Origin of the sequence: Halorubrum depositum, assembly GCF_007671725.1 — an archaeon.
Lineage (GTDB): Archaea > Halobacteriota > Halobacteria > Halobacteriales > Haloferacaceae > Halorubrum > Halorubrum depositum.
The window spans coordinates 1,126,647-1,139,326 of sequence record NZ_VCNM01000001.1 but is presented as its reverse complement, the minus strand read 5'-3'; the positions used below and the strand labels follow the sequence as shown (position 1 = coordinate 1,139,326).

Genomic DNA, 12,680 nt, shown 5'->3' with positions numbered 1-12,680 from the left:
CGGTCTCCTACTCGAACCGCTTCCGGACGCTCTCGGCGTGCGCCTCCAACCCCTCCGCCTCCGCGAGCGTCGTGACCGTCTCCGAGAGGTCGGCGAGCGCGTCGCGGTCGAGCCGCTGGACCGTCGACGACCGCAGGAACGTGTCGACGGAGAGCCCGCCGTAGCGCTTCGCGCCGCCGTTCGTCGGCAGCACGTGGTTCGTCCCGGTCGCGTAGTCGCCGGCGGCCACGGGGGAGTACGGCCCGAGGAAGACGGAGCCGGCGTTCGTGATTCGATCCAAGAGGGCCTCGTCGTCGTCGGCGACGATCGAGAGGTGCTCGGCCGCGTACTCCTCGGCGAACAGCACCGCCTCGGGCATCGACCGGGCGCACAGGACGCCGGAGGCGTCGTTGTCGAGAGCGGCCCGGATCGTCTCCTCGCGCTCGCGGCCCGCGGCCTGGTCGTCGACCGCGTCGGCGACCGCGGCGGCGAGGTCGGCGTCGGCGGTGACGGCGACCACGGAGGCGTTCGGGTCGTGCTCGGCCTGCGCGACGAGGTCGGCCGCGACGAGGTCGGGGTCGGCGGTCCCGTCGGCGAGCACGAGCACCTCGCTCGGCCCCGCGAGGAAGTCGATCTCGACGTCGCCCTGGACGACCGCCTTCGCGGCGGTCACCCACTTGTTGCCGGGCCCCACCACCTTCTGCGCGCTCGTCACGGTCTCCGTCCCGTACGCGAGCGCGGCGATCGCCTGCGCGCCGCCGACCTGGTACACCGCGTCGGCGCCCGCCTCGTGGACCGCCGCGAGGGTGACCCGGTTCAGCTCCTCGGCCGGCGGGGTCGCGACGGCGACGTGGTCGACGCCGGCGACCGTCGCCGGGATGACCCCCATCAGCGCGCTGGAGGGGTAGGCGGCCGCGCCGCCGGGCACGTACACCCCCGCGCGGTCGATCGGTCGAAACCGGCGACCCAGCTCCCGGCCGCCGAACTCGTCGCGCCAGTCCTCGGGGCGCTGCCGCTCGTGGAACTCGCGCACGTTGGCGGCGGCCTCGCGGACCGCGTCGAGCACCGGGTCGCCCGCGTCGTCGAGCTCGGCGTGCGCGCGCTCCGCGTCGTCGGTGACGTCGATGTTGCCGACGGTGACGCCGTCGAACTCCTCGGCGAACTCCCGGAGCGCCACGTCGCCCTCCGCGCGCACCCTGTCGACGATCTCCGTCACGTCGTCGCGGACCGCGTCGACGCCGGCGTCGCGCTCGAAGAAGGCGCGCCGCTCGGCCGGCGAGAGGTCGGCGACGGTTCGTACGTCCATACGCTCCCTCCGAGCCGCGGTCAAAAGGGCGTTCCGACTCACTCCAACTCGCGGATCCCGGTCACGTCGAGCGCCGCGAGGACGACGAGGACCGCCAGCAGCCCGGCGGCGGCGAAGAGGATCGGCGCCGACAGCGCCACGGCCAGCTCGTAGGGCGCGAGGAGGCGGGTCGTTCCGCGGACGACGAACGACAGGAAGACGAGACCGAAGGCGAGCAGCGCGAGGCCGACGAAGCGGGATCGGTTCATCGCGGCGTCCGACGCCTCGGATCCAGCACGCTCAGTCCGACTGCGCGACGCCGGAGCCGTGCGGTCCGTGCTCGCGGCGGTCGCGCGCGCCGTCGAAGCCGCGGCACATCTCGTGGAACACCGCTTCGGGGTCCTTGTTCCACTGCCACTTCCAGCGCGTCCGGACGAGCAGCGAGATCTTGCGGGCGAAGGAGAGCTCCGGCGTCGTCGACACCGTGTCGTACCCCAGGTTCCGGACGAGCCGGTGGTGGTCCGCGTACAGTACCGCCGCGAGCAACACCGCCAGCTGGCAGTCCTCGGGGAGGTACTTGATCCCCGCGACCCCTTCCTCGTAGAGCCGCTCCGTCCGGGAGAGCTCCTCGCGGACCGCGCTCGCGACGTTCGCGTCGAATTCCAGATCGAGGAGCTGCTCCTCGCTCACCCCGTGTCGCCGGAGGGTCTCCAGCGGGAGGTACACCCGGTCGCGCTCGACGACGTCCTCGCGGACGTCGCGGATGAAGTTCGTCATCTGGAACGCCTCGCCGAGCTTGGTCGCGTGCGGCAGCGCCGCGGCCTCGGTCTCCGCGTCCAGGTTCATGATCGCCGTCATCATCCGCCCGACCGCGGCGGCGGAGCCGTCCATGTACGCCTCCAGCTCCTCGTACGTCTCGTAGCGGTCGGTGTCGATGTCGCTCTCCATCGCGTCGACGAACGAGTGGACGTCCTCGTCGGCGATCCCGTGTTCCGCCTTCACCTCGGCGAACGCCTCCAACACGGGGTCGTCCGTCGGCTCCTCGCCGAGGGCGGCCCGCCGGAGGCGATCGAGCTCGGCGCGCTGTTCGGCCGGCGGCGCGGTGTCCTCGGCGTCGACGACCTCGTCGGCGATGCGGAAGAAGCCGTACAGCACGTACGTGGCGTGGCGGATCCGCTTCGGGAGCAGCCGGGTGGCGACGTGGAAGGTCTTGCCCGTACGGCGCTGGATCCGCTTGCTCCGGGCAACCTGTCCGTGCTCTACCATACTGACCCCTGAAGGTCGGCGAGGAGGGTCGAGAGCGGGTCGCCGGTCATAAGGGAAAAGTCGGCCTCCAAGAACATAACAGTTCGCACATCCATTGTTGTTTTCATGCCGTCGGTCCGTTGATTCCGTTCCGATCCCGGAGACTGGAAGTGGACGCGTCTCCGGGAGAATCCGGGGGAGACGGCGTCTCGCGGTCAGTAGAAGGTGTCGCTGCAGTCGTAGACGACCCCGTGGGCCGGGCAGACGTACTTGCAGTGTCTGTGGTACATCGGGGTCTCACAGAGCGGGCACGGTCGACCGCCGGAACCGGCGGTCGTCTCCCCTTCCGTTCCCCGACCGTCGTCGCCCTTGGTCATACGGTTCGCTACGGTCGCCGGGGGGATAACCGATCCCCTCCGCGTCGCGAGACCGCCTCTCGCGGCCGCTCCGGATCCGCCGTAAAATCGGCGCACCTGACCAGTCAGGTCGCAGCCAGCGAGTCGTACACCGACCGCGCGACGCGCTCCTCGCCGAACGGGAGCGTCAGCACGCCGCCCCACCCGTCGTCGGTGAGCGCTCTCACCGTCGGCTCGTCCAGTTCGACCCGCCGGACCTCGGTCCCGTCGAGCGTCATCGACACGACGAACCGCTCCGGCTCGTCGACCGCACCGGACGCGGCCAGTCGCTCCTGGAAGGCGTCGACCCCGTCGTCGCCGAGCGCGACGTACACGAGGTACTCGCCGTCGTCGTCGAAGACGCCCTCCACCTCGTCGAGATCGCTCGCGCCGAACAGTCTCCGGTCGTCCTCGCCGTCGCGGCGGAGTCGCGCCTCGAACGGGGCGTCCGGGTCGGCGTCGACCGCGCCGGCCGGACCGCCGCTCTCGTCGTCGCCGGCCGAACCGCCGCCGACCGGGTCGTCCTCGATCGATCCGGTGCCGCCCGAGCCGTCGTCGCCCTCGCCGTCCGTCACCGCGGTCGCGCCGGCGAAGCCGACGGCGCCGACCGCGCACGCGGCCCCCACGCCGGCGAGCATCCCGCGTCGAGAGAGTTCCATACGCGACGCTGCCCGCCGGGGGTAAAAAGGGTTACACGCCGATTCACGCGCTTGATAACGGTTCGTGGAACGCTCCCGCGGTCGGCGAGGAGCGCTCCCGTAACACCCGCGAGACGCCCGGCGGCTCACGCCTCCGCGAACGCGACCGCCTCTCGCGTCGTCGTCTCGCCGAACAGCCAGTCCGCGTGGTCGACGGCGTACTCGCGGTGGTCCTCGGTGATGTACCCCAGCGCGTCCTCGACGACGACCGGCCGGTAGTCGCGGAGCCCCGCGCTGCCGGCCGTGTGGAGCACGCAGACGTTCGCGAGCGTCCCGCAGATCAGCAGATCGCGTATCCCGTGGGCGTCGAGGTACCCCTCTAAGTCGGTCCGATAGAAGGCGTCGTAGGTGTGCTTCTCGACGACGTGGTCCGTCTCGCGCGCGTCGAGCCCCCCGACGAGCTCGGCGTCCCAGGACCCTTCGACGACGTGTTCGCCCCAGCGGTCGAACTCGTCGTAGTAGTGCGTCTCCTCGAACTGCTCCGGCGGGTGGACGTCGCGGGTGTAGACGACGCTCGCGCCGGCCTCACGCGCCCGCTCGACGAGCGCCGTCACCGGCCCGATCGCCGCCTCGCTCGGCTCGGCGTAGAGGCTCCCGTCCGGGTGGCAGAACCCGTTCTGCATGTCGACGACGATCACCGCCGTCTCGGTCGGATCGTACGGCATGTGCGGTAATTGGTGCCCCGGACCAAAAAATCCGAAGCCGGCGGTGACGCGACCGCCGCCGGCGACCCGGGGACCGACAAACTACTTATCCGGTCGGTCGTAATCGCCCCTATGCGACGGGTTCTCACCCTCTCGGTCGTCGTCGCCGCGATCGCCCTCCTCTCGCTCGGGGTCGGCGGGGTCGCCGCCGGACCGGTCGCCGAAAGCGTCGCCAGCGACTCCGCGACGGTCGCCGCCGGCCCCGCTGACGTCGCCGCCGGCGGCGCCCCGGCCAGCGCGACGGCCGCCGAGTGCGACGCGGGCGACGGCACCGAGGTCGTCGGCTGCTGGAACGGGACCCACTACGAGGAGGAGCTGTCCTTCAACCAGAGCGACGGGCTCAACGAGTCGGAGCTGGAGGCCCTGACGCACCTGACGATGGCGCGCGTCGAGCACATCCGCGAGCGGCCGTTCCGGGAGGACGTGCCCGTCGAGACGGTCACCCGAGAGGAGTTCATGAACGACTCGACCGGCGGAAACAACTCCAGCGAGGCGTTCCGCCGCTGGAACGACCAGGTGTGGGAGGCGCTGTTCGTCGTCGGCGAGAACGAGAACGCGAACGACGAGATCGACGCCGTGTTCGGCGGCGCCGTCTCCGGCTTCTACTCGCCGGCCCAGGACCGGATCGTCCTCGTCGTCGCCGAGGGCGAGGAGACACGGATCGACCCCTCGACGCTGGCGCACGAGCTGGTCCACGGGATGCAAGACCAGTACCACGACCTCACGCGGCCCCGCTACGCCGGCGCCACGCAGGACGGCGACCTCGCTGTCGACGGGGTCGTCGAAGGGGAGGCCGTCCACATCGAGGAGCGCTACGCCGCCCGCTGCGCGGCCAACTGGACCTGCCTCGACGCGCCGTCGGCGGGCGGCGGGGGCGGCGGGTCGGCGGCCGAGTTCAACTTCGGCATCCTCCAGACCGTGCTCCAGCCCTACTCCGACGGCGCGCTCTACGTCGAGGCGCTCGTCGAGGAGGGCGGCTGGGAGGCCGTCAACGAGACGATGAACGAGCCGCCCGGGAGCACCGCCGAGGTGATCCACCGGAACCCCGGCTACGAGACTCGCAACGTCTCCTTCGAGGACACGGCGACCGGCGACTGGGAGACGTACCCCGACCAGGGGGTCGACGGCGCCGAGACGACCGGCGAGGCGTCGATGTTCGTCATGTTCTGGTACCAGAGCCTCGAGTACGGCTACCCGATCCTCGAGCCCGACGCGAGCGCGGGGGCGAACGTCCGGATCCACACGCGGCCGGACGAGGAGCTCCGGACCCGCGCGAACTACAACTACGCCCACGAGTCGACCGACGGCTGGGCGGGCGACGAGCTCTACCCGTACAGCGCCGGCGACGGCGACGACGCCCGCGACGGGTACGTCTGGGTGACGGAGTGGCAGACCGCCGCCGACGCCGCGGACTTCCGCGAGACGTACGTCGAGATGATAACCGCCCACGGCGACGACGAGTACGAGGCGGGACGGGTGTACGAGACCGACGACGGCGACTTCCCCGGCGCCTACGGGGTCGTCCGAGACGGGACTCGCGTGACGATCGTCCACGCGCCGGCGCCCGCCGGCGTGCTCGAACTGCGTCCCGACGCGGACCTCGCGCCGCCCGCCACCGACGAGGGAGACGGCGCTGACGTCGACGGCGACGGGACCGGTTCCGACACCGACGACGGAACCGACGCCGGGTCGGACGGCGACGACGCCGACGGCTCGTCCGGTCCGGACGCGTCGACCGGCGACGAGGCACCCGGGTTCGGCGTCGTCGCCGGCCTCCTCGGGCTGCTGGCGGCGGTGTCGCTGCTCGCGCGTCGCTCGCGAGAGTGAGGGGGTCGTCGCGCCGACGACCGCCATCGACTGCCGGCGCGGGACCCGGACCGCTTTTGCTCCCGCGCGGGCGTATCCCGTAGTATGACCGAGTTCGACATCGTCGACGCGGCCGCGATCCGCGACGGGCGGGCGACGGACGCGTACTTCGAGCGGACCGAGGCCGCGCTGGAGCACGCCGGCCGGAACCCCCGGGTCGTCGCCGAGGTGACCGCCGACCAGTTCCCCGACGGCGACTTCGAGCTGTTCGCCGGCCTGAAGGACGCGCTCGCGCTGTTGGAGGGGCGAGACGTCGACGTCGACGCGATCCCGGAGGGGCGCCTGTTCGACGGCGGGCCGGTGATGCGGATCGAGGGGCCGTACCGGGCGTTCGCGCGGCTGGAGACGTCGCTCCTGGGGTTCCTCTCGCACGCCTCCGGGATGGCGACCGCCGCGCTCGACTGCCGGGTCGCGGCGCCGGACTCCTCGGTGCTCTCGTTCGGGGCGCGCCACGTTCACCCCGCGATGACGGCGGCGGTGGAGCGCTCCGCGCTGGTGGGCGGATTCGACGGCTTCTCGCACGTCGCCGCCGGCGACCTGCTCGGTCGGGAGGCGTCGGGGACGATGCCGCACGCGCTCTCGATCTGCTTCGGCCGCGGGGAGCAGGAGACCGCGTGGCGCGCCTTCGACGAGGCCGCCGACGAGTCGGTGCCGCGGATCGCCCTCTGTGACACCTACTCCGACGAGGTCGACGAGACGCTCCGGGCGGTCGCGGCCCTCGGCGACCGTCTGGACGGCGTCCGGCTCGACACCACCGGCTCGCGCCGCGGCGACTTCCGTCACATCGTTCGGGAGGTGCAGTGGGAGCTCGACGCGCGCGGCCACGCCGACGTTGACGTGTACGTCTCCGGCGGGCTCGGTCCCGCCGCCCTCCGCGAGCTGCGGGACGTCGTCGACGGGTTCGGCGTGGGCGGCTACGTCTCCAACGCCGACCCGGTCGACTTCGCGCTCGACCTCGTCGCCGTCGACGGCGAACCGGCGGCCAAGCGCGGGAAGCTCTCTGGCGCGAAGGCGGTCTACCGCACCGCCGACGGCGCGCACGCGGTCGGACTGGCGGACCGCTCCGGTCCCGAGGGCGCCGAGTCGCTCATGGAGCCGGTGATCCGCGACGGCGAGGTCGTCGCCGACGACGCGGTCGACCTCGCGACCGCGACGGAGCGGGCGCTCGCGGACGCGGAGGCCGTGGGCTACGGGGCGAACGAAACTGCGGAGTAAGACGCGTCTCGGAGTCGGTTACAGCTCTTCGACCGCGCCGCCGTCGGCGCGCTCTCGGAACACCTGCCCCTCGATGAGCGTCACCATCGTGTCGTCGTCCTCCCACGCTGTCGGGGAGAGCTTCGCCTTCCGGCAGGCGCGCGAGAGGAACTCGGCGCCGGACCAGCCGTTCTCGACGGGGACCGTCGGGTAGAGCCAGCCGTGCGCGTTGCCGCCGTCGACGGCGACGCCGTGCGTGCCGATCTTCAGGTCGGCGAGGGGGTCGTTGGTGAGCACCGTGTTCGAGACGACGAACACGGAGACGGTGATGTTGTCGAGCTCCTTCGGCTCCACCTCCGAGCCGCACGAGTCGTCGGAGGCGGCCTTGATCGCGGCCTCGACGATCGCGTGGCCGAGCTGGTCGGAGGTCTCCCACGCGCCGGCGCAGCCGCGGAGCCGGCCGCGACCTCTCGTGGACTCCAGTCGAACGAACGCCCCGGTGCGGGCGTAGAACGCCTCGCGCATACTGCCGGGTTGTTCGCGTTGTCCGTGTCGGACGAACGACTCGACCGCCTCCCGCGCGAGTTCGACCGCTCGTGCACCGTCGTCGTACGACAGTTGAACGGTCTGGGCCTCGGACATACAACTCTATTACGTTGCTGACGACTTGAACGCTTCCCTTGCGAATCGGTCGCATACCGCCCCGTCGAAGCGTCTTCGACTCGCTCGGCGTTTGGGGCGGATCGGTCGCGATCGCGGGGCCGGAATCGCCGGGACGAGACTGCCGGGGGATCGATCCCGGCCGCGCCGACCGGATCCCCCTCACCGACCGGATCGCTTATTCGCGGCCGCGGACAACGTCGGCCCGGACAGAGGGAGCCCGACTCCCGTGCCTCTGGCATGAGGAAAGTCCCCCCACCGGCCGGACGGGCGACCGGGCACACGCCCGGAGTCGGAGACGGCTGGCTCTGGAACAGCAACGACACCCCCCGCCCCGACCCGTGAGTCGAGCGAACCGACCCGCGAGGGAAGGGAGTTAACCCGACGAGGTTCGACGGGCGGGAACGGATGGAACGGCGAATCCTCGCCGGTGCAAGTCCGCGCCACAAGGTAGTCCGGCCACGGCGCGGACGCTCAGCCGAATGTCGGGACGAACCGAAGGGGGCTTACTCCCCTCAGTCCGCTTCCACTCGGTAGTCGCGAGTGTTTCGGTCGTTTGCGTTTTATGAGTTGTATCGGTGGTCGCAGCGCGGTGACAGCCTCCAAAGCCCCAGCCGCGAGGGCGGCGTACGCTCGCTGCGCTCCTCACTCGGTCGCTCACTTCGTTCGCTCCCTCTTTGCGGTGCTTTCGTCGTCATCAGAACGCGCAGCGTTCTGATTGGCTCACGAGAGCTCTGCTCTCGTGAACGCCTACGCCGCCCTCGTGGCTGCCCCTTTGAGCCCCAACCCACCGCACAGCAACCGCAGCCTCACGCCTCCCCAGCCTCGCCGCGACGGCGCTTATATGCGCCGTCGCGGGCTCCCTCGCGCGTGCGATTCGCGGCCCGAAGGGCCGCTCACCGGCACGCGCCACCGCATCGTTTGTTTATAAATAACCGCGTGGCCGCCGGCAGTACGACTGACTCACGGCACTCAGTTGCTTAAAAGGGAATCAGCGCCGCGCTGCCGCCGGCCGCTTCCTGAATCTCGTCGCCGTAAGCGATCGTGATGTACAGGATCGTGAAGATGACGGCGTTGTGGAGGCCGTGGAGCAGCGCCGGCACGACGAGGTTCTCGGTGTACTCGTACACCGCGCCGAAGACGATGCTCGGGAGGAAGAGGATGGCGATGGTCGTGAGCCGCGCGGAGGCGCCGCCGGTCAGCGCCATAACGTGGACGGCCGCGAATATCGCGGAGGCGATGAGGATCGCGGGGATCGGCGACAGCGTCTCCCGGAGCCGCCCCTGCACGACGCCGCGGTACAGGATCTCCTCCGAGGGGCCGATCACGAGGAACGACGCCGCGATGAGGAGCGGGATGATCGCGGGGTTCTGCATGGCGAGCTCCGCGCTCTGGTTCGAGGCGGCCTCCGTCCCGAGCCGCTGGATCACGATCGAGACGGCCATGATCGTGACGAGGATGAGCGCCCAGCTCCCCACGATCAGGCCGATCTCCTTCAGGCTCGGGCGGCGCACGCCGAGGTATTCGACGATCCCGGCCCGGTCGAACCCCCGCCACGTGAGGTAGAGGACCGCCAGCCCGCCGAACGCGACGTACTGGCCCAACACCAGCGTGAGCACGAGGCTCGCGGCGAGCGGGAGCCCGCCCGTCACGGCGTTGAGACCGAGCACCACGCCCCCGCTGGCGAGGGCGATCGCGGGGCCGAGGACCCCCAAGAGCAGGGCCGTGGCGATCGCGACCGCGACGGTGCGGCCCCCCGAACCGCCGGACGCCGTCGACGAGGCGGTGCGGTCGGTGGTCGACGGCCCGTCGCCGGGTGCGGTCGAGCCGTCCGCCGGCTCGCCGCCGTCGGGAGCGCTCGGCTCGCCGCCGTCGGAAGCCTCCGGCTCCCGTCGATTCCCGTCGTCGCTGGAGGGGTCAGCCATTACCCGGTGTACGGACCGACCCATAATAGGGCTGTTCGTGTCCCCCGCTTCGATCGCCCGAGAGCTCCCCGTCAGCGATACAGCAGCTCGTACCAGAGCACGGCGGTCACGGCCCGCCCGTCACGGAGCCCCTCGTCGACGACGGCCGATAGCAGGTCGTCGTACGGGACCGTCTCGACCGCGATCGACTCGTTGTGGTCGAGGTCGCGCTCGGCCGTGGGTTCACAGCCCGTCGCGAGGAAGTGGTGGTGGACCGAGTCCGCCATCCCGTTCGTCGGCTCCACCGTCGTCAGGCGCTCGAAGGCGTCGGCCTCGTACCCCGTCTCCTCGGCGAGCTCGCGCGCCGCGGCGCGTTCGAGGTCGTCGGCGTCCTCCGGCTCGACCGTCCCGGCGGGGAGCCCGCGGTTGACGCGGTCGACCGCCTGTCGCCACTCGTCGATGACGACGACGTCGCCGTCGGCGGTCAGCGGGAGCACCACGACCGCCGGGGGCTCGTCGACGTAGTGGAACCCGTCCGTCTCGCCGTCCGGAAAGCGCACCTCGTCGCGGCGCACGTCGAAGCCGGGGCAGCGGTAGTCGATGTCGGTGTCGAGCGTCTCCCAGGCGAGGTCGTCCATGCGTCGGGGTCGGCGCTCGGGCACCTAAATCCCCTCACTCGGTCGGGGCTCCGCGCCGAGCTCGAACCTCCTCGACCGCCCGGCGCGCGGTCACGCCGACCGCCCACGCGAGCGTCCCCAGCGCGAGGGCCTCGACGCCGACGAAGACGAGCCCGTCGAGCTCGACGAGCGCGGCGACGCGCTCGCCGAGGGACCGCCCCGAGAGGCCCAGCAGGTAGTGGTCCGCGCTGTACCCGAGGAGCGCGCCGTAGACGGTCGCCCACGCCAGCGCCAGCCCGGCCCGTCGGTACGCGAGGACCGCGGCCGCGAGGACGCCGACGAGGGCGGCGTCGCCCGCGAGGAACACGACCCCGCCGGAGATCTCGAAGGCCCCCAGCGCGTAGGCCGCGAAGACGGCGAGGAAGAGCAGCGGCGGGGCGAGGAGCCGATACCGACGCGGCGGGCCGTTCCGATTCGAGCCGAGGAGGACGCGGCGAGCGAGGGACATACCCCCGAATCGTCGCGGTCGCCTGATAAATCCACGCGCCGGTCGCGACGCCGCGGGGCGGCCCTTGCCCCCGCAGCGGAGGAGGATCTCACTCCCAGTCGCCGAGCGACGCCTGCCCGTCGCCGCGGTCGCTCGCCCGTCGGTCCCGGGACTCGTCCGTCTCGTCCTCCTCCCCGGCGCTCGGCTCGTCCCCGACCCAGTCGGTGAGCTTCCCGCCGCCGCCGTCGGCGTCAGTCGAGCGCGTCCGGGTCTCGTGGCGGCGGTCGCTCGCGGTTCCGCCTCCCCCGCCCTCGCCGTCGCCCGGCTCGAACCCCCCGAGGGTCGCCTGGTCGCTCTCGGCGAAATCGAGGTTGGAGACGCGCACGCCGAGCTTGCGGACGCGGTCGTCCGCGAACTCCGCGAGGAGGTCGAACGCGACCGACTCCACGAGGTCGGGGTCGTCGACCGGGCCGGGGAGGCTCCGCGCCCGGGTGTTGACGTCGTAGGGCGGCTCGACCGCCTTGATCCCGATGGTGCGGTAGAGGCACCCGCGCTCGCGGGCCCGCCGGGCCACGTCGGCCGCGAGCGCCGCCACCGTCTCCCGCTTCGTCTCCTCGTCAGCCGTCGGCGACAGCGACGACTCCCGCGAGAGGCTCTTGGGGAGGCCGGTCGGGGTGACCTCCCGGTCGTCGTCGCCGCGGGCGCGCCGGCAGAGCTCCGGGCCGCGCTCGCCCAGCGCGTCGGCCAGCCGGTCGGGATCGGCGGCGGCGAGGTCGGCGGCGGTCTCGACCCCCATCTCGGCGAGGGTTCGCTCCGTCACCGGGCCGACGCCGTGGATCTCGGCGGTCGGCAGCGGCGCGAGGAACGACGCGACCGAGCCGGGCGGGACGACCACGAGCCCGTCCGGCTTGTCGGCGTCGCTGGCGACCTTCGCGGTCGACATGTTCGGCGCGACGCCGACGCTCGCGGGCACCCCGGCCTCGCGCTCGATGCGCTGCTTGACGTGCCGGGCGTACCCCTCCGCGAGGGTCCGCGCCTCGACGGGGCCGGCCGCGGCGCTCGCTCCCGCCGCGGCGTCCCACGCGGTCCGGTCGGTGACGTCGAGGTACGCCTCGTCGACGCTCACCTCGCGGAGCGTGTCGGCGCAGTCGCGGAGGACGGCCTTCACGTCGCTCGCGACCTCCTTGTAGAAGTCGAGGTCGACGGGGAGGTACCGTCCGGTCTCCTCGGGGTCGGGCGCGTCCGGGTCGTCGGGGTCGGCGTCGACGCGGCGCGGAAGCAGGTCGAGCGCCTCCGAGATCGGCATCGCGCTCTCGACGCCGAACGCGCGGGCCTCGTAGCTCGCGGTCGCGACCGCGCCGATCGTCTCGCCCGCCTCGTACCCCATGCCGACGACCACGGGCTCGCCCGCGAGTTCGGGGCGGCGGAGCCGCTCGCAGGAGGCGTAAAAGCAGTCCATGTCCACGTGGAACACGACGCGGTCGCTCCCGTCCGCCTCGTCGGTCGCGGTCCCGGGGAGCGTGCCGCCGGCCATCGCCCGAGGCTCCGCGCCGCGCCGACTTAAGAATCAGCCACGCGCGGCGGCAGTGAAACCGGTCGCTCGCGCGGGCGACCCTCGCCCCCCGGCCCCGACGGTCGCCCCCTGC

13 protein-coding genes and 1 other RNA gene are annotated in these 12,680 nt (G+C 72.0%); 3 read left to right on the top strand and 11 right to left on the bottom strand.

From position 1 onward, the window contains the following. Window positions 1-7 precede the first annotated feature (7 nt). The 6 genes from hisD to FGM06_RS05910 form a co-directional block, all read right to left on the bottom strand. Window positions 8-1,285 carry a histidinol dehydrogenase gene (hisD, locus tag FGM06_RS05930; protein ID WP_144798204.1) on the bottom strand — a complete coding sequence of 426 codons (1,278 nt, stop codon included), beginning with the start codon at window positions 1,283-1,285 and terminating at the stop codon, window positions 8-10. Window positions 1,286-1,323: 38 nt separating this feature from the next. Further along, on the bottom strand, window positions 1,324-1,533 hold the full coding sequence (locus tag FGM06_RS05925; protein ID WP_144798203.1) for a hypothetical protein: 210 nt from the start codon (window positions 1,531-1,533) through the stop codon (window positions 1,324-1,326). A gap of 31 nt (window positions 1,534-1,564) precedes the next feature. Further along, a complete protein-coding gene (locus tag FGM06_RS05920; RefSeq protein WP_144798202.1) occupies window positions 1,565-2,530 on the bottom strand; it encodes a phytoene/squalene synthase family protein in 966 nt (321 codons plus the stop codon). 194 nt (window positions 2,531-2,724) lie between these two features. After that, window positions 2,725-2,886, bottom strand: coding sequence for an HVO_2523 family zinc finger protein (locus FGM06_RS16000; RefSeq protein WP_186310973.1), 162 nt, complete (start codon window positions 2,884-2,886; stop codon window positions 2,725-2,727). Between the two features lie 104 nt (window positions 2,887-2,990). Next, window positions 2,991-3,563, bottom strand: a complete 573-nt coding sequence (locus FGM06_RS05915; RefSeq protein WP_144798201.1) for a hypothetical protein — start codon at window positions 3,561-3,563, stop codon at window positions 2,991-2,993. A gap of 125 nt (window positions 3,564-3,688) precedes the next feature. Then, window positions 3,689-4,267: a cysteine hydrolase family protein gene (locus FGM06_RS05910; RefSeq protein WP_144798200.1), complete on the bottom strand. Its 579-nt coding sequence runs from the start codon at window positions 4,265-4,267 to the stop codon at window positions 3,689-3,691. A 111-nt stretch (window positions 4,268-4,378) separates the two neighbouring features. Between FGM06_RS05910 and FGM06_RS05905 the strand changes: the two genes are divergently transcribed. Beyond that, window positions 4,379-6,133, top strand: coding sequence for an Hvo_1808 family surface protein (locus FGM06_RS05905; RefSeq protein WP_144798199.1), 1,755 nt, complete (start codon window positions 4,379-4,381; stop codon window positions 6,131-6,133). Between the two features lie 84 nt (window positions 6,134-6,217). Continuing rightward, on the top strand, window positions 6,218-7,387 hold the full coding sequence (locus FGM06_RS05900; RefSeq protein WP_144798198.1) for a nicotinate phosphoribosyltransferase: 1,170 nt from the start codon (window positions 6,218-6,220) through the stop codon (window positions 7,385-7,387). A gap of 18 nt (window positions 7,388-7,405) precedes the next feature. Here FGM06_RS05900 and FGM06_RS05895 read toward each other — a convergent pair whose 3' ends face one another. Further along, window positions 7,406-8,008 carry a TIGR00296 family protein gene (locus FGM06_RS05895; RefSeq protein WP_144798197.1) on the bottom strand — a complete coding sequence of 201 codons (603 nt, stop codon included), beginning with the start codon at window positions 8,006-8,008 and terminating at the stop codon, window positions 7,406-7,408. A gap of 226 nt (window positions 8,009-8,234) precedes the next feature. Between FGM06_RS05895 and rnpB the strand changes: the two genes are divergently transcribed. After that, window positions 8,235-8,547: RNase P RNA component (gene rnpB / locus FGM06_RS05890), an RNA gene on the top strand. A gap of 459 nt (window positions 8,548-9,006) precedes the next feature. Here the strand turns inward: rnpB and FGM06_RS05885 are convergent. The 4 genes from FGM06_RS05885 to FGM06_RS05870 form a co-directional block, all read right to left on the bottom strand. Beyond that, window positions 9,007-9,951: a CPBP family intramembrane glutamic endopeptidase gene (locus FGM06_RS05885; protein ID WP_144798196.1), complete on the bottom strand. Its 945-nt coding sequence runs from the start codon at window positions 9,949-9,951 to the stop codon at window positions 9,007-9,009. A gap of 71 nt (window positions 9,952-10,022) precedes the next feature. Then, a complete protein-coding gene (locus tag FGM06_RS05880; RefSeq protein ID WP_144798195.1) occupies window positions 10,023-10,568 on the bottom strand; it encodes an NUDIX hydrolase in 546 nt (181 codons plus the stop codon). 34 nt (window positions 10,569-10,602) lie between these two features. Beyond that, a complete protein-coding gene (locus FGM06_RS05875) occupies window positions 10,603-11,055 on the bottom strand; it encodes a hypothetical protein (RefSeq protein ID WP_144798194.1) in 453 nt (150 codons plus the stop codon). Between the two features lie 88 nt (window positions 11,056-11,143). Continuing rightward, a complete protein-coding gene (locus FGM06_RS05870; protein WP_144798193.1) occupies window positions 11,144-12,568 on the bottom strand; it encodes a Y-family DNA polymerase in 1,425 nt (474 codons plus the stop codon). Window positions 12,569-12,680 lie beyond the last annotated feature (112 nt).